Genomic DNA, 17,127 nt, shown 5'->3' with positions numbered 1-17,127 from the left:
CTCACCTGCTGCTGATACATCTGCCTCTATGCCCCCCATCACAAGCGACGAGCAGAAGGTTTCCCAAGCCGAGATCGAGCAGGCCGTCCGCTCTGGCATCGAGCGCTATTTTGACGACTGCCGTGCCCGCATACCGGCGTTCATTGACCGCCACTTCCATTACCCCGGCGCCATTGCCACCAATCGGGTCGCCCTGGGATGGGACATGCTGCGCGCACCGCTCAATCTGCTCTGGGCACCGGTGTACGCCCTGGCCTGCGTGATCAGGATCCTGACACGCCACCGAACTGGCCTGACGTGGCTTCATACTCTGACGAGTCACGTACCGGCCGGTTTTACCACCCGGGTACAGCAGCACATCTCGGACCTGATTCAGGTGGACCTTCTGAACGATGGGCGGGAAGGCCAACTGCTGGAAAGCTACCTGCTGGAGGCTCTGGAAGAGGTATACGCGCACCACAGTCGTGAGCCCATTGATCACCGGAACTTCACACGGCTGATTGAGCCACTGATCGCGGATGCTCTCAGTCAGTACCGGGTGACCCGAACCGCCTCGGCCGATATCACCAACAGCCTTTCATGCACCGTACTCGGTGCGTTTGCCTTCCAGAAATTCACCCCCGGCGGCATTGGCCTCGGCGTGGTATTGGCCTCCATGCTGGCGAAAGCCATGGCTGTCCGGGACTTTGTTCTCGGCGAAACCATCGGCGAATGGTACTACACATGGTTTCCGCCGGAGCCATCGCTGGCGACAACGGCCACTGTGATGGTCGCGGTCATGGCCGCACTGGCAGCGTTTGCCGCTTTGTCCGGTGTTATTTCCGATCCGGTCCAGGCGGCAATCGGTCTGCATCGCAGGCGTCTGCACAAGCTGCTGGATCATCTGGAACGGGATGTCACTGTCAGTACCCAGAGCAGCTTCCGGCCAAAAGATCAGTTTGTCGCGCGGATTCTGGACACCTTTGACATGATAAGAGCCGGTTTGCTGTAAAAAGTGAGCCAAAAGGCGATGTTCGGCCTACTCTTTCGAGCCCACCCATTTTTTAACGCAAACGGAGTTTGTGCATGATTACGGTTCACCACCTGAACAATTCCCGCTCGCAACGTGTCCTCTGGATGCTCGAAGAGCTGGAGGTGCCCTACGAGATCAAACACTACCAGCGCGATCCCGAAACCATGCAGGCACCCGAGAGCCTCAAGCAGGTACATCCACTGGGCAAATCACCGGTGATTACCGATGGCGACTTGGTGGTGGCCGAGTCCGGCGCTATTATCGAATACCTTGCACGCACCTATGGGAAAGACACCATGCTGCCGGAAGAAGGGGGACAGGCGTGGCTGGATTACACCTACTGGTTACACTACGCCGAAGGTTCGCTGATGCCGCCACTGGTGATGCGTCTGGTGTTTGAAAAGATCAAAACCAGTCCGATGCCGTTTTTCGTCAAGCCGGTCGCAAAAGGCATCTCTGACAAGACCAACCAGATGTTCATTGGCCCGATGATCAAGACGCACCTGGATTTTGTCGAATCCCACCTGGCGAAAAACACCTGGTTTGTCGGAGACAACCTCAGTGCCGCGGACATCCAGATGAGCTTTCCGCTGGAAGCCTCCGTGGCTCGAGGCATCGTCGGAAAAAGCCGGCCTCACATTACCGCCTGGGTGGAACGGGTGCATGCAAGACCGGCTTACCAGAGGGCCCTTGAAAAGGGCGGAGAGTATGACTACGCCTGACCTGGCAGCCGTTGTAACAACGGCCCAGGCCTGCGATTACTGTGAGGCTTTGATCCGCTTGTAATACTGCTCGTAGCTCGGGCTATAAGGCCCGGGCGGCACGCCGTTCGCCCCGTAGAATGCAGCCGCATTTGCCTGCCGAGTCAACGGGAGATAATTCGGTGCCGCCCGTTCGGCCGCCGCCGTGACCGCCATTGAGATAAGATCCACCAGCGGGTTGCCGGAGCTGTTGTTATCCGGGGTGTAGGTCAGTCTTTCACGGTCGCTCCAGAGCTCGGCACCATCGGCATTGACGATCCGGTACTCGAAGTCCACTTCCGTCGTGGTCGTCAGCAACATGTACCTGGACGTCCACTCGTGAATGGTCACGTAGAGTATCGCATCCGCCTTGAACAGATTGGCCAGCTGTTCTGGCGGTGCTGCCTGTATTTCGGCGGGCTCGTAATAGCCCTCATATTCCAGCAGCGTTTTCACGGTATTGACCGGGAAAACGTAATAGCCCTTCTCCGCTAGATAGTACGGGAGCGTGGCCAACAAGGATGTTGTTCCCTGTACATCGGTCGACATATTGACAGGTGGCACCACCAGAATCGATCTCGGTGCGGCGTTGTGGAAGGCATCAAGACGGTTGCTCTGGCCGGTAGTAGCACACCCGGTGGCCAATGCCACCAGAAGAAACACGAGACACAGTTTCAACATTTTCATTGCCGCGCCTCCAGGTTCTTGATCAGGGTACTGAGCATAGGCCGGCTTTCGGGCCACGCATCGTATTCCATGCGGTAAAACCTGAGCGCGGAGTCCACATCACCCTGTTCGAGCATAAAGGTCCCCGCCTCTGCATACAGCCCCGGGGCAATGGGATGCTCCGGAGTACCGCCGGCTTCGACAAATCCCACGTAATTTTTCAGTGCTTCCTCTTTCAGGGCGGGTTCCTGGTAAACCACGAACAGCGTTTCCTGGTACTGGCCCCAGTCGTACAGCCCCTGATTACTGGCGCACCCTGTCATCAGAACACACATCGACAGCGTGAAAAGCAGTTTGCTAGTCATGTGGCCCAACCTTCAGAACCCGGTTAACGCCGGCACCGAGATAGATCTCCTGGCGGAATACCACCTCTCCGTCAGAAAGGAGCTCAACCTGATGGGTGCCATCAATGATTTTCAGGAGATTCTCTCCGGCCTGATATTGGCCAACGTACCCATAGGAGACGCCATCAATCCGGAGCTCGTAATACTCCGAGGCCACCGACGGAAGTTCGAATGTGATTCCCGGGCGGTCATCCACAACCTGGGTGTTGCGGGTGGGTGACTGGACACAAGCGGTCAGGGTCAGACAGATCAGTAACGCAAGCAGCATCCTCATTGCTTCTTCTCCTTCACACGCAGTTCGCCCAGATCATACCCTTCGATAGACCCCTGGGAGATCTCCCCGATGGCGCCCTGATTCATAGGGTCATCGCCAAACAGCCCGACGATGGTCAGTTCCGCTACTTTCTTGCCCGGGAGGGAAATCACCGTTCCGGTCGTCCGGGATTTCACGTCCTTGCCCCGGGTTTCCACAGCGAAGACCATACCCTTGCGGACTCCCTGGCTCTCGCCACCGCTGATGTAGACGAGTCCGTCCTCGCGGGCGAGAAGATCCGCCGTCCAGGGCTTTTCCAGGAAGAGCCCGGTCATCTTGTCGACAGCCGCCGTGACCGCTGCGGCAATGGCCTGATCATTCAGACTGCCGTCGTAACCTGCTGCAGAGCCAAACCCCATCGTGCGAGCCTGTTCAGTCGAGGACGAACCGGTCCCGGTCACCGAGGCAAATACCCTACCGGTCTTTACGTCCACCAACCGAAGATCCACCGTTGCCGTGGCCTCCTGCTTTTTGGAGGAAGACAGGAAGCCACGCTCACCGGTCGTGGCGCGGCCAAACTGGGTCAGGGAGCCAATCACCAGGGTGTCGACACCGGTGATGGAGATTTCCTGGCCGGACAGTTCCGCTTCCTTGCTCAGCAGTTCGATATCCGGCCGCTCAAACACCAGATAGCTTTCGCTGTTGGCCAGCGCCTGCAGGAACATGTCCGTTACCTTGGAGCCCAGCTGATCTTCCGCATTGGAGCGCAGCAGGCTGCGACCATAATTCGTTTCATTGGAAATCCGGCCCACCGCGATCTTTCGTTTGAGGCTCAATCGCTCGGGCGCTTTGGCCTCTAACGCCGCCTGCTGGGCAGCCCGCTGCTGTTCGGGAGAAACGGCCGGTTCGACCTCTTTCATTTGAGGCGTTTGTGTCGCACAGCCTGTGAATACCCCTAACATCAGCCAGGGAAGGATTTTTTTCATTATGAGGCTCCTCTCTGAACCCGAAGTGATCCCTTACATGTTGCCAGGGTCGATACTTTACAACATGGGAGAAGGGGGTACATACGGGCACAGAAAAAAACCTTATGTTTTGATTAAACTTTTGATTTCGCTTTCAGTTTCACCGTCATGTGGGTGTAGCCGCGAACAAAATTGGATTGCACGTATGCCGGCTCTCCCACCACCTCAATATCATCGAAGCGTGTCAGAAGCTCTTCCCAAAGGATACGCAGCTGCATTTCCGCCAGCCGGTTGCCCATGCAACGGTGCACGCCAAAACCGAAGGACAGATGTTTGCGGGCGTTTTCCCGGTCGATCCTGAATTGGTCCGGGTTATCGATAGCCCGCTCGTCGCGATTGCCGGAGGCGTACCACATCACGACCTTGTCGCCTTTTCGGATGGTCTGGCCATTCAGCTCCACATCCTTTTTCGCCACCCGGCGCATATAGGCCAGGGGCGTTTGCCAGCGAATGATTTCCGAGACCATATTGGGGATCAGATCCGGATTCTGTTTCAGCCGGCGAAACTCCTCCGGGAACTGATTGAGTGCCAGCACCCCACCTGTCATCGAGTTGCGCGTGGTGTCATTGCCACCCACGATCAACAACACCATGTTTCCGATAAACTCCATGGGCCGGTTGATCATGTCCCGGGTGTTCTCGTTGGCCAGCAGCAGGCTGATCAGATCAAACCCCATCTCCTCACCCGCGGCCTTGCGAGCTTCCTTGTCACGCCACAATAAAGACATGTGCCTGGCCATGTCCGCAGCCGCTCTGAAGCCCTCGTCATGATCCGCGTTACCACCGGTCGATTCTGGTGCGGCGGCTGCCAGGTCCGACCAATAAGCGAGCTTATGACGTTGCTCGAACGGGAAGTCGAACAGGGTTGCCAGCATGCGTGACGTCAGTTCAATGGATACCCGTTGTACCCAGTCAAATGGTTCCCCGACAGGCAGATGGTCCAGTACGTCGGCGGTTCGTGTACGAATCAGATGTTCCATCTGCGCGAGATTCTTCGGTGCTACAGCCGTCTGGACCGCCTGGCGCTGGATATCATGCCTGGGCGGATCCATGGCAATGAAGGTCTCGATTTCCAGTCCTTCGGGTTGCGGCCCGATAGAAATAATAGGTTCCGCAGAAAAGAGATCATGGTGGCTGTCGACAAACAGGATGTCTTCGTACCGGGTAATGGACCAGAACGGGCCGAACGGGCTGTTCGCCTGGTAGTGCACCGGGCACTCGTCCCGAAGCCGTTTGAAATAGGAGTGCCAGAGCCCCTGCCGATACAGAAACGGATTACTGACATCAATCTCGTCCAGGGCAAGTGTCGACACGTCCGGCAGCGGAACCTCCCTGAAAACCGGCACGGGCCTGTTCTTGCCGATCCGTTTTTTGACCGCCTGGAATGCGTGAACACCCCGGATTTGCCAATGCAGGGGAATAACGGACGAAACCTTGTCCAGAGCCGGCTGAATCGCAGGCTCGAGTCGGGATCTGAGCATGTTCATGTAGTACCTCCGGTGCAGAATCTGTGGGACTCGGGATTTACATCTGGAATTCCGGAAAGTGCACCACCATCCCGTCCATGGCGTCTGTCACCGTGACCTGACAGGACAAGCGGGAGGTATCGGTTTTCTCCGGCGTCATGGACAACATGCCTTCTTCGTTGGCGAAGACTTCGCCCGTGGCCTGGATCCAGTTTTTATCGACGATCACGTGGCAGGTTCCACAGGCACAGGCGCCTCCGCAGTCAGCGTCGATTCCCGGAATACCGTTTTCGACGGCCGTCTCCATCAGGGATTTTCCCGCCTCGATTTCAACCACATGTTCCGTACCGTTGTGCTCAATAAAGGTGATCTGGCCCATAGCCATTGCTCCGCGGTTCTTTAGATAGGGACATTCAGGCCAGATTACGATCAGGGCCTGCCAGGGGGCAGGTCATTAATTGACAGGAGGGAGTCATTTCAAGACACTTCAGAAAGGTTCACCGACACCACCGCGTAAAGGCGATTGCGCGCCCATGAATGGAAATCTGGCCAGGACCATGACCGACATTGACCTTGACCAGGCCTGTATCCCCTCCAACTACAGCCGCTTGATTGCACGGGAGCTCGGCCTACAGGAAAGGGATGTGGCTGATTTGCTGAAGCTGACCCAGCTTTCAGTGGACCAGTTTCTTCAAGACGACACCCTGCTCACCCCCCGGCAACAACTCCAGATCCTGCAAAACAGCCTGTATCTGGCGGAGGATGAAACCCTAGGGCTGCGCCTGGGGCAACGTATGACCTCTCCCACCCACGGCGCCATGGGCTTTCTGGCGAACAGCAGCCCCGACTTGCTCACTGCACTCAAAGCGTTTCAGGCATTCCTGCCAACCCGAATGAATCTCGCCCGGCTTGCACTGGATACCCGGCAGGACTCGCTGGAGGTGACCTGCACCTTTGGCATGGAACTTCAGGAAGAATTGCTGCGGGTGTTGAGTGAAATATTTACGGTGATCTTTTTTGACTGCGCCGAATTTATCGTCGGACGCCCCCTGAAGGAGGCGGTCATCTGTTTTGCCCATCAGGAACCCGGTTACAGTGATCGTTATTCAAGCCACATACCGGGTGCCATGAAATTCGGCCAACCGGACATCTCCCTGAAGATTCCTCTGGAGGTGTGCAAAGTACCCAATGCCTCCGCCAACCATGAAAACTACATGATGGCGTTGCAACAGTGCGAAACCATGCTCGCGCAGCTGCAGTCCGGCAAGAGCACCTGCAAGTACCAGGTCCAGAAAATGATGCTCTCCCACCCTCCGGGGGTACTGAGCGAAGAAGAAGCGGCAGCAGCGATGTTTATCAGCAAGCGCACTCTGGCAAGACGGTTGAAACAGGAAGGCACCGGTTTCCGGCAGATACGGGACGACATCCTGTCGCAACAGGCCCTGGGCTATCTGCGCGACAGCCAGCTGTCCATTGAAGCCATGGCTGAATTGCTGAATTACCACGACAGCGCCAATTTCCGGCGCGCCTTCAAAAGATGGTTCAACGCGACACCGGAGGATTATCGCCGGCACATCAACTCAGCAGGCGCGCCTTGGCCTCATTGATCCGGGCCGCCAGATAATTGCTGCCGCCATGGTCGGGGTGAACTTTCTGCATCATCCGGCGGTGTGCCTGGATGATTTCTTCCCGGCTTGCACCGGCCTCCAGCCCGAGTATATCCAGTGCTTCTTTTTCGGTGAGTGTGCCGCTGGCATTGTTATGCTCGTGAGATTCCCCGCTCGTATTGCCAGCCTCGTCGTCGGCACGCCAGGAGTCGCCGAAACGGCGGTCAAGATAGCTTTCCAGCAGCCGGGCAGAGTCGTCGTCATGTGTCCGGCAATAGCGCAACAGGTCCAGGAATTCGCCCTCGCTCAGGTCTGCCAGCTCACGCCCGGCCATCGGGCCTTTGAGTATCCGGCCCTCCATGGTTCCGGAGTCATGGTCCAGGTTCATCTCGAGAATGTCGCTGGAAACGTGGGACTGGTTTCCTGACCTGGCTTTCGCCCCGCCTCCAGCGCCGGTCACGTGCTTCCGTAACAGCGATGGCAACACCCGGCGCAGCAGCGGGAAAAGCAACGCCACCAGTGCAACCAGAACGTTCAGCCGGCCGGTCATGGCCAGCAAACCCACCATTCCGATACCGGCGATCAACGCCAGTTTCATAATGGCCGGCTTGCGCTGGCTCGCCGGCTGACTGCGCAGCCAGAGCCAGGCGACAACCGACGCTGCGATGACCAAAAACGCTAATGGCACTCAGACACCCCGGGGCATTCGGCCCCATCAATAAACATAACAAGAACTACCTGATCTGCCGGGTCAGGCGCCTGACCTCCGGGGAGCTACCACGGGAGAAGTCCTGCAACGCCTTGGGTCCCCCGGAAGCATAGACCGCAACGGCAGCCATAAGATCCTTGAGCACCTGAGGGCTGTTGCGATCAAAGGGAGCGTAAGCCCCTCCGGACAGTTTGCTCACCTGCTGAAACACCGCCCTGGCATGGGCATCGTTCCCCTCGTGAAACATGAATACCGGAGTTCGTAACATACCCAGTTCGCCAGCGGTATGACACAACTCATCCACCGATTCCTCGCAACAATCGCCGATAAAAACCACTGCCTTCACGGGCTTTGCACGGGTCTCCTTCATCGCATGGGCCAGTACCCGGCCGATCTGGGTACGCCCACCCAGGCAGGAGACACCGTTCATCAGGTTCAGCAACTGCCCGGTATCAGTGACGAAACCGGTGGCCTTGAATTCGCCAAAGCCCCGGTAGTAACACAACTGAATGGCCAGGCCACCCAGATCCCGGGTCGCCATGAACAGCTCACTCTGCAGGTGGCACGCTTGATCCCAGGTCGCCTCCCGGCTCGCGGTGGCGTCCAGAGCAAAGATCAGACGGCCCTGCCCGCCGCCCTGCTTGGGCAGTTTGCGAACCTCGTTAATAAACTGGTCGATGGACTGCTTGTCGGATCTGTTACGGAGCGCTTTATCGGACATAGGCTTCTGGACACCACCCGGGCTGAGCAAAACCTGCCTGAAAGCTTAGGAGAACGCCCTTCCAAAGGCGAGCCCTATGTCAGCCCGCCAGCGCCGCCTTCACCTTCTTGCTCAGGTGCCCCATGTCGACCCGGCCCAGTACCTGGGGCTTCAGCTCGTTCATCACACGGCCCATGTCCGGCATGCCCTTGGCGTCGGTGGCGCTGATGGCCATACGAATCAGGCTGTCCAGGTCGTCCTCGTTCAGGGCGGCGGGCATGAACTCCTCGAGGATCACCATCTCGGCCCGTTCCTGGTCACCCAGTTCTTCCCGCCCCGCATCGTCGTATTGGGCGGCGGCGTCGCGACGTTGCTTGAGCATCTTGTCCAGCACCTTCAGAACGTCCTCGTCGCTCAGCTCCCGACGTTCATCGATCTCGATCTGCTTGATCGCAGACTGGGCCATCCGCAGGGTGGTCAGACGGAGTTTGTCCTTGCTCCGCATCGCATCTTTCACTGCACTGCCCAATTGTTCCTTGAGTGTTACTTCCGCCATGGTGACCTCCAGTTATGTTGGTTCCTTCAGGATTCATGGGGACAGTTCCTGAATAATGCAAAGAGGTTCAGCTTTTACTCTGAAAAGCCCCATCAGGACAAGCGCAAAGGCCCGGCCTGTCACAAACCTGCCACATGAAAGTCATATTGTAATCCCCGTTAAATACGGTTCCAGCCTGGGAGTTTTCGCGTGTCGATCCGCCTGAAAGTGATCCTTCTGTCCACCCTGTCCATTCTGCTGGCGATGCTCATCAGTGGCCTTGCACTGTTCGGATCAGACCGGGTCATGGAGCAATCCCTTCGCTTCAACGAGGCAACGCGGGTCACGCAGAATCTGGCGCAGGCTCTGGCCCGGGCGACCACCACGATCAAGGCCGATCCGATCATGCCGGAAACCGCCTCGTTGCTGAAAGAGGTCAACAGCGATCTTCAGCAGCGATTCGCGTCCGCCCGGGCAGCACTTGCCGACAACCGCACGCCTGAGCTGGCGGATGCCATCGAAGCCACGGCCACGGCATGGGCCGACTACTATCAGCAGAGCGTGGAGCTGAACAAAATGGCGGAGACCGATCCGGCATCCGCCCTGGGCATGGTCGACAGCGTCTATCAGTCCCTCTTCGTGCCATTGCAGAGCTCTTTCAAGAACACCATCAGTCTGGCGTCCGCTTACAGCGACACACTCGCGGATGGCATCGCGCAAAACCTGCGAGCTCAGCGCACTGAAATCCTGCTGGTGCTCGGTGGGTCCGCCATCTTGCTGGTCATCCTGGTAACCATCGTTCTGGTGCGGATGAAACGGTCGGTGGCCGAATTCCAGGGGCATTCAGCCCAGCTGATCGAGGGCGACCTGACCAGCCGCTTTCAGGATAGTGGCAAGGATGAGATCAGCGAGATAGGACGTGCCGTCAATCACTTTCTCGAGCTGTTCGTGGGCACACTGAAATCCGTTCGCACCTCCGCTGACCAGAGTGATTCCGTGGTAATGAACCTGCGACAGGTCACCGGAGAAGCCGACCGGAACATCGCCGCCCAGGCCGACGAAACCCGGCAAATGCGGGAAGCCGTGGAACAACTGAGCCTCAGTTTCCGTGAAGTTGCGGAAAAATCGGCCCAGGCCAGCGATACCGCCGCCGAAGGCGAACAGATCGTGGCCCGGGGCAATGCCATGGGCGAAACCAATCGCGACGCCCTGGAGTCCATCGACAGCACCGTTGCCGCAACCAGCACCATGGTGGAAGAGCTGTCGGCGGCCATCAACGAAGTCGCCTCGGTCACCCGGGCTATTCACGACATTTCGGAACAGACCACCCTGCTGGCGTTGAATGCCGCCATTGAGGCCGCCCGGGCGGGCAGCCACGGACGCGGATTCGCTGTCGTTGCCGACGAAGTCAAACAGCTCTCTGATCGCACCCGGTCCCTGACGTCAGACATCGCAGGCATTGTTGATACCGTCCAGAACAGTACCGGCAAAGTCCATGACAGCCTTGGTGAAGCCCGCCAAGCCATAGCAACCGGCGTCGAATCCGGGCATTCGATGAGCGTGCTGCTCGGGGAGATGAACCACTCCATTCAGGATGTTGCCGCCATGCTCCGGGAGGTAGCTGCATCAACCGAAGAACAGTCCACCGTGGCGATGGATATCAACCATCGGATCGAGCGAGTCGCGAGTGGCGGTGAACAGATGCAGTCCCAGATGGCCTCCGTACTCACAGTCATTGCCAGCCTTGAGCAGGCGAATACCGACCTCAATCATCATCTGGGTGCATTCCGGACGGACGCCCAAGCCGGCCTCACCAGGCCGGAAGAAACGCCCCGTACCCCATCTCGTGCCCCAATGCCGGCGACAACTGCTCATCGTCCACAGCTACTTTCCCGTTGATCAACACGGTTTTGACGATGCCGGGATTGCGGTTGACCAGACGTTTCAGGTCGAAGTTTTCCATGTCAGCCCAGGAAACCTCCTCCAGATTCTGATCAAAGCCGGCCGGGTCCAGAACCACCACATCAGCCCGGTCTCCCTCACGGATCTTACCCGCGTCCACCCCAAACCAGTCGGCCTGGTCGCCGGTCAGTCGGAAAACCGCCTGCTCCATGGTCATCACCGGATCACCTTCGTCGATGGATTCCTGGACCAGCTTGAGCATGCGCAGGGGCAGGTTGTAGAACGCCATGTTTCGGATGTGGGCGCCGGCATCACTGAACGTAATCAGTGCCCGCGGATCTTTCACCATTCGCTTGAGCACCGGTTTTCGGTGATTGCCAACGGTGGTGTACCAACGGATTTTCTTGCCGAACTCCACCACCAGGTCGAGGAACAGGTCCACCACGTGGACACCACGGGCCCGGGCCACTTCCTCGAAGTTCTTGCCGATCAGCGATGCATCCGGGCAATCGATGATCATCGCGTCGCCGAAGTCCCGCTGCCATACCCTCGGGCTCAGTTTTTCCCCATAGAACCGCCGGAATTCCCGACGGTATTTTTCATCCTTGAGCAACTCGTTGCGCTCCACCGCGTCCTTCAGGTCCAGCGCCATCTCGCCCGCTCCAAACTCCTCAAAGAACACCACGTCGATGCCATCGGCATACACGGTGAACGGCGTCGGCAACACCTGCCAGCGGAAATCGCCGCGCAGCGCATTGGTGATCCGGGACGTCATTTTGGTGAGGTTGGTCAGGTAGGCACTGCCCTTCAGGTCCATCTGGCTGATCAGGGTGGTCTTCAGAGGCCGACGCAGCCAGCCCAGGCATTCACGCACGTACTGCAGAATCTGGAGCGGCGTGGCGGCATTCGGTGCGCCCTGGTGTGCGCGGCCGTATCGACGCACCAGTTTGTTCAGACGGGCAATTTCCTTCCAGTGGGCATAGGTGCTCGGCAGGCTCTTGGACCACTCACGGTCACCATCTACCTTGTCCCATTTCAGGCACATGGTGGACAGCCCGAGGAATCCCTCGTCCAGCGCTTCCTTGAGTAGCGCCTCCATGGCCTGCATTTCTTCCTCACTTGGCTGAACGTCCCTATTGGTGGCCCGGCTCAGCCCCATCACGCCCACCCGGAGATCGCTGTGACCGAGGAAACTGATGACGTTGGGACCCAGCGGCACTCGCTTCACATAGTCGGCCCACTGTTTGGGGGTGGACCAGGTTTTGTGGGTTTTCAGGATGGGTAAAACCCGTTCCCGGGGCACCGTCTCCACTCGGGTAAAGATATCCGACGCATCCTCGTAGTCGCTGCATATCATGCTCAGGGAACAACTACCGACCAGCACTGTCGTCACCCCATGGCGAACGGACTCCGACAGACTGGGGCTCACCAGCAATTCCGCGTCGTAATGGGTGTGGGTGTCGAGAAAGCCCGGTGTGACCCATCGGCCGCTGGCATCAATCACGCGATCGGCCTCAGCATGAGAGATCGGCTCGGCGGTTACCCGGGCAATGCGGCCATCCTTGATGGCCAGGTTGCGAATGGACGACGGTGCCCCGGTACCGTCAAAATAACGCCCACCCTCGATGATCACGTCGTACTGGGCCATCGGCTTTTTCCTTTCCGTTTTGTTTTTGTTTGGATGCCGATCAGATTACGATGAAATACAGGAAATGCATACCCGATGCTCACGGATACCGACAGGCACTGACCCATGAAACTCAATCCCTTCAACACCCGTATCGGTCTGGCCCTGGGCGGCGGTGCGGCCAGGGGCATTGCTCATATCGGCGTCTTGAAGGCATTCGAGGAAGAAGGCATCCGCATTCATTGCATTTCGGGTACCAGTGCGGGGGCGCTCATTGCCAGCTATTACGCCTTCGGCCGCCCGGCAGAATCCATACTGTCCATCTGCTCCACACTGAACCTGTCCCGGATTATCAACTTTACCCTGGAGCGCGGAGGCCTGTTCAGCACCCACGTGATTCGGGAAATGATTCAGCGGGATCTGGGGGACTGTCGGATTGAGGACGCGGAGATTCCACTCGCCATTTGTGCAACGGATATTGAAACCGGAGAGCAGCTGATTTTCCGCGAAGGCAGTCTGGCAGACGCCGTTTGTGCGTCCATGGCAGTGCCCGGCCTGTTCGTACCGGTTGAGATCGACGGCCGGACCCTGGTCGATGGGGGGCTGGTCGAAAACGTCCCGATTTCACCCCTGGAAAAGATGGGCGCAGGCATTACCATTGCCGTGGATCTGAGCCATGTCGCCCGGTACCCGAAGCCGGAAAACACGCTCGACGTGATCAGCAACGCGATCAACATCAGTATCGATTTCAATACCCGCAAGCAGCTGAAGAACGCGGACATCGTGGTGCCGCTGGATCTGAGCCGTTACAGCCTCACCAACAACGCTGACCGTGTGAACGACCTTTACCTCGAAGGTTACCATCCGATGAAAAAGAAGATACATCGCGTGCTCTGGTACAAGCGAATGAATGTCCTTATCAGCCTGTTAAAAACCACCGCGACCCTGTTGCCGTTCAAGGTGCCGGAAATCATCAAAAGTCTCAAAAATCAGGCTCTTACCCTTCGGAACCGAAGTTAACGTTGCCCCAACCCCAGCACGAATCCTCCAGCCTGGCCGGCTCCGTGGATTGGCGCCATCACATCGCCTGTCTCGGATAACAACACTTTTTTATTCCGATACCGCCCCAAATAATCGATTACGATCATCAACGCACGCCTGAGGGACCTCAGAATGAACGCCATTCTCAAGCAATTCCTGCTGATTTCCAGCATTTACCTGCTTTCACCCACCGTTGACGCCTTTACTCTGAACGACACGATCTCGAAAGAAACCGGGGCAGTCTCCCCTACCACCGAAGTCAGCGGTGACGCACGATTTTTGGTCGGCCAGCTTCAGGATCAGCTTCACGTGACAAAAACACAGGCTGCCGGCGGTACCAGTGCCCTGCTGCAACTGGCGAAACACCAGCTCGGCGCCGACAGCATGAGTGCCCTGACCAGCAAAATCCCGGGACTGGCTGGCCTGTTGGGAGGCGACGGAAGCCAGGGTAAAAGCCTGATCCCCGGCATCTCGTCGATGAATGGCGTTCAATCAGCCTTCTCCGCGCTGGGCATGGACAGCGGGATGATCCAGCAGTTCGCCCCGATTCTCCTGAACTTCCTGAGCAGCCAGGGGGTGGGCTCTTCACTGGTCGGGCAGTTGCAAAGCCTCTGGATGCCAAGCAGTTGATCACCAATGCCCCAATAACTGCTGGCCCTGAGGGTCCTCGCTGTAATCGCCCCGAGCAGCGAAGGCGCGTTTCGCTGCGGCACTTCTCTGATCAATGAAGACGCATGGCCCGTGGAATTGTCCGCAGACCGCAGAGCCACTTACAAAAACAGGCTTACAATCAGAAGGACAACAAAACAACCGTACATCATCAAAGGCGGCAAAATCGCCCATAGAGTCAAGTTCACCGGTAACCGAGCAGATATGTCGCCAATTTGCTCGGCGGAACGTTTGAGCCGGCTGGATGGTAGGGATCGAAGCACAAGAAACGTAAAAACATAGCTGCTCCTCATCAATCTTCCCAGGGGATCATTACCCCAGACCTTACTGTGGTGAAGCGCAGCAGAATCACTGTGCGAGATCTTCTTCTCGATCATCGCCACTCTTGAAAAGGCGAAGGTAATCATCGCTGTCAGCGAAATTAGACCCAAACCAATCGCACCCGCTCCGACAAATGCTGCGCTGATTTGGAAGTGGCTTAGACCGATGCTAATCGCCAACAACAACGCTGCCACTCCCCATCATTACCCCACCGCAGGAAATAGCCCCTCCGGTTATCGTCGCCGGCTTGCCATTGATCATCACGGTGCGGGATCCACCAGCGATTGTGCGGGGGTGTGGTGGGTGTTTCGGTTTGGAATGGGGGGCCAGCGGATCCCCAACGCGGGCAGCGGGCCTGCCGTCAATCAGAACATCGGGGGAACCGGCAATGACCGGCGTGGGGGGAAAACCGTCGTGATCAGAGCCCAGGTCTCCGACCAGAACCATCGCTTTGCTCATATCGCATCCTTTGCGTTAGCAGCCATCCATGAAACGACATCACCGTTTTGAGGGCGATCCGCGCCCGGGTGATGGAACCGACGATGTTACCGTGAAGAGACGGCGCAACCAACCTTTGACCCAGGTGCTCTGCTTTTTCGATAAACATTGACGGATCGCCCCACAGAGTTCTGAATAGAGGACATAGCACCTTACGGAGGAACGAACATGAAGTGGATCTTTGTGATCATCATTGGCGCGGTTGTGGCCTTCTGGCTCTACAAGGGCCGTCGCAAGAACGCCATTGAAGACCCGGATGTGAAGACCTACGAGGACAAGGATTTCTACCTCACCTCCGATGACAACGCCTCCGAGGACGAATCCTCAAGGGACAACACCAATCCCAGGCACTGAGAAGGTCTACCGGCCTGACTCTACCCAGTTTCTGTCACAGGTGATGCATGTTCGAAAGCGAAATTCCTGCCATGGACATGATGGTCCGCCTGCTGATGGCGGCCGGCCTTGCCCTGGTGCTGGGGCTGGAGCGAGAACTTCGTGGCAAGCCAGCGGGACTGCGCTCTCATATGCTGGTCTCGGTGGGCGCCGCCACATTTACCCTGATCGGCCTGCACATCCTGATGGCAACCGCCCAGGGCGATCCCTCGGCCCGCATTGATCCCTCGCGCATCGTACAGGGCATCATTGGTGGCATCGGGTTCCTGGGTGCTGGTTGCATCATTCAAAGCAGGGGTAATGTCCAGGGCATCACCACGGGTGCTTCCATCTGGATCGCCGGCGCAATTGGCGTGGCCTGCGGTGTCGGGACGCTGGCCCTGGCAAGCATGGTGACCGTCCTTGCCCTCATTATCGTGGTGATTCTTGGCCGGTTTGAGCGGGAAGTGATTGAGGAGTGAGGCCTCAAATAGGGCCAATCCAGCCTGTTTTTCGCAGTTTAGTGGTATTTGAGCCCCTAACAGGTATATTGGGTGAATAAATGTTCAACATTTGATTTCCCCTACTCCTGTGACCGTCCTCACCCACAAGCCAGCCAATAAACTCATCACGACGTCCAGCGATCTGCTGCCGTTCATTGAGTCCCTTCCCGATGCGATCGTTATCGTTAATCAGGAACACAGAATCGTACTGGTGAATACGGTTGCCGCGGTCATGTTTGGCCACCCGGTGGAGGCCCTGAACGGCTCAGACTTGACGCTCCTCATCCCCGTGCCTAACCGGAATTCCCACAGTCAAAGTGTCGAGGGGTATTTTCGGGCACCCCACTCCCGGCCGATGGGAGTTGAAAAGCGGTTCTCCGGCTTGCGTGCAGACGGCACGGAAGTCCCGGTGGATATCATGATCAACACCATTGTGCTGGATGGGGCCGAAGCCGCCATGGCCGTTGTCAGGGATGTCAGTTACCAGAGAGCGCTGGAGGAAAGACTGACGCGGGAATCTCTGACGGACGGCATGACAGGCTTTTTCAACCGGCGATACTTCGTGGCCCAGTTAGAAGCGCATCATTCTGACGCCCTTCGTTCGGGCCTTCCCACATCCGTCATGATGTTCGATTTTGATCATTTCAAAACCATCAATGATCAGTACGGCCATGCCGGTGGTGACACCGTACTGATCGATACCGCAACGATGATTCAAAGGGAACTTCGCGCACTGGATGTCGCCTGCCGTATTGGCGGTGAAGAGTTTGCGATCATCTTACCCAACACCCAGCTGAACAATGCGGTCGCGTTCGCCGAACGCATCCGAAAGCGGATTGAAAACATGGAATTCAGTTCGGGAGACGTCACCTTTCACGCCACCATTACCGTGGGGGTAGCGTCCTTCACCTCAACCGACACATCGTATGACTCGCTCATGAAGCGAGCCGACAAGCTCCTTTATGCGGGCAAGGCGGCGGGACGCAATTGTGTGATTGCTCAGGATTCTGCTATCGACAGCCCCCTGATAGCCTGACGGGCCAAAATAGCTCAGGAGTATCCGGTTGGTACCAGAAG

Annotated in this window: 21 protein-coding genes; 9 read left to right on the top strand and 12 right to left on the bottom strand. The window is 57.5% G+C overall.

Annotation, left to right across the window (positions count from 1 at the left end; all coding sequences use genetic code 11):
- Positions 1-28: 28 nt before the first annotated feature.
- Both MLD04_RS01425 and MLD04_RS01420 read left to right on the top strand, forming a co-directional pair.
- Positions 29-991, top strand: a complete 963-nt coding sequence (locus MLD04_RS01425) for a DUF6635 family protein (RefSeq protein WP_248154052.1) — start codon at positions 29-31, stop codon at positions 989-991.
- Between the two features lie 74 nt (positions 992-1,065).
- Entirely contained in the window at positions 1,066-1,734 is a 669-nt protein-coding gene (locus MLD04_RS01420; RefSeq protein WP_248154050.1) for a glutathione S-transferase, read from the top strand.
- Positions 1,735-1,770: 36 nt separating this feature from the next.
- Here MLD04_RS01420 and MLD04_RS01415 read toward each other — a convergent pair whose 3' ends face one another.
- The 6 genes from MLD04_RS01415 to MLD04_RS01390 form a co-directional block, all read right to left on the bottom strand.
- On the bottom strand, positions 1,771-2,439 hold the full coding sequence (locus tag MLD04_RS01415; RefSeq protein WP_248154048.1) for a DUF799 domain-containing protein: 669 nt from the start codon (positions 2,437-2,439) through the stop codon (positions 1,771-1,773).
- Entirely contained in the window at positions 2,436-2,783 is a 348-nt protein-coding gene (locus tag MLD04_RS01410; RefSeq protein ID WP_248154046.1) for a DUF4810 domain-containing protein, read from the bottom strand. Before MLD04_RS01410 ends, MLD04_RS01415 begins: the two co-directional genes overlap by 4 nt.
- The gene (locus MLD04_RS01405) at positions 2,776-3,096 is read right to left on the bottom strand and encodes a hypothetical protein (RefSeq protein WP_248154044.1); all 321 of its coding nucleotides are present in this window, start codon (positions 3,094-3,096) and stop codon (positions 2,776-2,778) included. Before MLD04_RS01405 ends, MLD04_RS01410 begins: the two co-directional genes overlap by 8 nt.
- Positions 3,093-4,061: a CsgG/HfaB family protein gene (locus tag MLD04_RS01400; protein ID WP_248154042.1), complete on the bottom strand. Its 969-nt coding sequence runs from the start codon at positions 4,059-4,061 to the stop codon at positions 3,093-3,095. Before MLD04_RS01400 ends, MLD04_RS01405 begins: the two co-directional genes overlap by 4 nt.
- Before the next feature lie 113 nt (positions 4,062-4,174).
- On the bottom strand, positions 4,175-5,587 hold the full coding sequence (locus tag MLD04_RS01395) for a cytochrome P450 (protein ID WP_248154040.1): 1,413 nt from the start codon (positions 5,585-5,587) through the stop codon (positions 4,175-4,177).
- 37 nt (positions 5,588-5,624) lie between these two features.
- Positions 5,625-5,945 (bottom strand): 2Fe-2S iron-sulfur cluster-binding protein, encoded by a 321-nt coding sequence (locus MLD04_RS01390; RefSeq protein ID WP_248154038.1) that lies wholly within the window; start codon positions 5,943-5,945, stop codon positions 5,625-5,627.
- 154 nt (positions 5,946-6,099) lie between these two features.
- Here MLD04_RS01390 and cypR point away from each other — a divergent pair, with 154 nt between their 5' ends.
- Positions 6,100-7,173, top strand: a complete 1,074-nt coding sequence (gene cypR / locus MLD04_RS01385) for a transcriptional regulator CypR (protein ID WP_248154036.1) — start codon at positions 6,100-6,102, stop codon at positions 7,171-7,173.
- Here cypR and MLD04_RS01380 read toward each other — a convergent pair.
- The 3 genes from MLD04_RS01380 to MLD04_RS01370 all read right to left on the bottom strand — a co-directional run bounded on the left by MLD04_RS01380 (position 7,142) and on the right by MLD04_RS01370 (position 9,138).
- Positions 7,142-7,861: a J domain-containing protein gene (locus MLD04_RS01380; protein WP_248154034.1), complete on the bottom strand. Its 720-nt coding sequence runs from the start codon at positions 7,859-7,861 to the stop codon at positions 7,142-7,144. The two genes, cypR and MLD04_RS01380, sit on opposite strands and share 32 nt — an antisense overlap.
- A gap of 46 nt (positions 7,862-7,907) precedes the next feature.
- Positions 7,908-8,603, bottom strand: a complete 696-nt coding sequence (locus MLD04_RS01375) for a VWA domain-containing protein (RefSeq protein ID WP_248154032.1) — start codon at positions 8,601-8,603, stop codon at positions 7,908-7,910.
- 79 nt (positions 8,604-8,682) lie between these two features.
- Positions 8,683-9,138: a GatB/YqeY domain-containing protein gene (locus tag MLD04_RS01370; RefSeq protein WP_248154029.1), complete on the bottom strand. Its 456-nt coding sequence runs from the start codon at positions 9,136-9,138 to the stop codon at positions 8,683-8,685.
- 189 nt (positions 9,139-9,327) lie between these two features.
- Between MLD04_RS01370 and MLD04_RS17700 the strand changes: the two genes are divergently transcribed.
- A complete protein-coding gene (locus MLD04_RS17700) occupies positions 9,328-11,016 on the top strand; it encodes a methyl-accepting chemotaxis protein (RefSeq protein ID WP_248154027.1) in 1,689 nt (562 codons plus the stop codon).
- Here MLD04_RS17700 and MLD04_RS01360 read toward each other — a convergent pair.
- Entirely contained in the window at positions 10,928-12,667 is a 1,740-nt protein-coding gene (locus MLD04_RS01360; RefSeq protein WP_248154024.1) for an N-acyl-D-amino-acid deacylase family protein, read from the bottom strand. The genes MLD04_RS17700 and MLD04_RS01360 overlap by 89 nt on opposite strands.
- 105 nt (positions 12,668-12,772) lie before the next feature.
- Here MLD04_RS01360 and MLD04_RS01355 point away from each other — a divergent pair, with 105 nt between their 5' ends.
- Both MLD04_RS01355 and MLD04_RS01350 read left to right on the top strand, forming a co-directional pair.
- Positions 12,773-13,666, top strand: coding sequence for a patatin-like phospholipase family protein (locus tag MLD04_RS01355; RefSeq protein ID WP_008939221.1), 894 nt, complete (start codon positions 12,773-12,775; stop codon positions 13,664-13,666).
- 153 nt (positions 13,667-13,819) lie between these two features.
- Entirely contained in the window at positions 13,820-14,317 is a 498-nt protein-coding gene (locus MLD04_RS01350) for a DUF2780 domain-containing protein (RefSeq protein WP_248154022.1), read from the top strand.
- Between the two features lie 140 nt (positions 14,318-14,457).
- Here MLD04_RS01350 and MLD04_RS01345 read toward each other — a convergent pair whose 3' ends face one another.
- A complete protein-coding gene (locus MLD04_RS01345) occupies positions 14,458-14,871 on the bottom strand; it encodes a hypothetical protein (protein ID WP_248154019.1) in 414 nt (137 codons plus the stop codon).
- Positions 14,846-15,136 carry a type VI secretion system PAAR protein gene (locus tag MLD04_RS01340; protein WP_248154017.1) on the bottom strand — a complete coding sequence of 97 codons (291 nt, stop codon included), beginning with the start codon at positions 15,134-15,136 and terminating at the stop codon, positions 14,846-14,848. Before MLD04_RS01340 ends, MLD04_RS01345 begins: the two co-directional genes overlap by 26 nt.
- A 207-nt stretch (positions 15,137-15,343) precedes the next feature.
- Here MLD04_RS01340 and MLD04_RS01335 point away from each other — a divergent pair, with 207 nt between their 5' ends.
- The 3 genes from MLD04_RS01335 (at position 15,344) to MLD04_RS01325 (ending at position 17,086) form a co-directional block, all read left to right on the top strand.
- Positions 15,344-15,529, top strand: coding sequence for a hypothetical protein (locus tag MLD04_RS01335; protein ID WP_248154014.1), 186 nt, complete (start codon positions 15,344-15,346; stop codon positions 15,527-15,529).
- Between the two features lie 47 nt (positions 15,530-15,576).
- Complete coding sequence (locus MLD04_RS01330; RefSeq protein ID WP_248154011.1) at positions 15,577-16,029, top strand: MgtC/SapB family protein; 453 nt, start codon at positions 15,577-15,579, stop codon at positions 16,027-16,029.
- Between the two features lie 109 nt (positions 16,030-16,138).
- Positions 16,139-17,086, top strand: a complete 948-nt coding sequence (locus tag MLD04_RS01325; RefSeq protein WP_248154008.1) for a GGDEF domain-containing protein — start codon at positions 16,139-16,141, stop codon at positions 17,084-17,086.
- The last annotated feature ends 41 nt before the right edge of the window (positions 17,087-17,127 follow it).

The sequence above is a fragment of the Marinobacter koreensis genome (assembly GCF_023156285.1).
Classification (GTDB): domain Bacteria; phylum Pseudomonadota; class Gammaproteobacteria; order Pseudomonadales; family Oleiphilaceae; genus Marinobacter; species Marinobacter koreensis.
The sequence above is the reverse complement of the archived record's forward strand: the minus strand, read 5'-3'. Positions and strand labels throughout refer to the sequence as shown.

Excerpts from the sequence above, each read along its gene's own strand:
- MLD04_RS01355 (WP_008939221.1), top strand. The coding sequence starts at position 12,773 with ATGAAACTCAATCCCTTCAACACCCGTATCGGTCTGGCCCTGGGCGGC.
- MLD04_RS01375 (WP_248154032.1), bottom strand. The coding sequence starts at position 8,603 with ATGTCCGATAAAGCGCTCCGTAACAGATCCGACAAGCAGTCCATCGAC.
- MLD04_RS01340 (WP_248154017.1), bottom strand. The coding sequence starts at position 15,136 with ATGAGCAAAGCGATGGTTCTGGTCGGAGACCTGGGCTCTGATCACGAC.
- MLD04_RS01335 (WP_248154014.1), top strand. The coding sequence starts at position 15,344 with ATGAAGTGGATCTTTGTGATCATCATTGGCGCGGTTGTGGCCTTCTGG.
- MLD04_RS01350 (WP_248154022.1), top strand. The coding sequence starts at position 13,820 with ATGAACGCCATTCTCAAGCAATTCCTGCTGATTTCCAGCATTTACCTG.
- MLD04_RS01425 (WP_248154052.1), top strand. The coding sequence starts at position 29 with ATGCCCCCCATCACAAGCGACGAGCAGAAGGTTTCCCAAGCCGAGATC.
- MLD04_RS01400 (WP_248154042.1), bottom strand. The coding sequence starts at position 4,061 with ATGAAAAAAATCCTTCCCTGGCTGATGTTAGGGGTATTCACAGGCTGT.
- MLD04_RS01360 (WP_248154024.1), bottom strand. The coding sequence starts at position 12,667 with ATGGCCCAGTACGACGTGATCATCGAGGGTGGGCGTTATTTTGACGGT.
- MLD04_RS01395 (WP_248154040.1), bottom strand. The coding sequence starts at position 5,587 with ATGAACATGCTCAGATCCCGACTCGAGCCTGCGATTCAGCCGGCTCTG.
- MLD04_RS01390 (WP_248154038.1), bottom strand. The coding sequence starts at position 5,945 with ATGGGCCAGATCACCTTTATTGAGCACAACGGTACGGAACATGTGGTT.
- MLD04_RS01405 (WP_248154044.1), bottom strand. The coding sequence starts at position 3,096 with ATGAGGATGCTGCTTGCGTTACTGATCTGTCTGACCCTGACCGCTTGT.
- MLD04_RS01410 (WP_248154046.1), bottom strand. The coding sequence starts at position 2,783 with ATGACTAGCAAACTGCTTTTCACGCTGTCGATGTGTGTTCTGATGACA.
- MLD04_RS01330 (WP_248154011.1), top strand. The coding sequence starts at position 15,577 with ATGTTCGAAAGCGAAATTCCTGCCATGGACATGATGGTCCGCCTGCTG.
- MLD04_RS01370 (WP_248154029.1), bottom strand. The coding sequence starts at position 9,138 with ATGGCGGAAGTAACACTCAAGGAACAATTGGGCAGTGCAGTGAAAGAT.
- cypR (WP_248154036.1), top strand. The coding sequence starts at position 6,100 with ATGAATGGAAATCTGGCCAGGACCATGACCGACATTGACCTTGACCAG.
- MLD04_RS01420 (WP_248154050.1), top strand. The coding sequence starts at position 1,066 with ATGATTACGGTTCACCACCTGAACAATTCCCGCTCGCAACGTGTCCTC.
- MLD04_RS01415 (WP_248154048.1), bottom strand. The coding sequence starts at position 2,439 with ATGAAAATGTTGAAACTGTGTCTCGTGTTTCTTCTGGTGGCATTGGCC.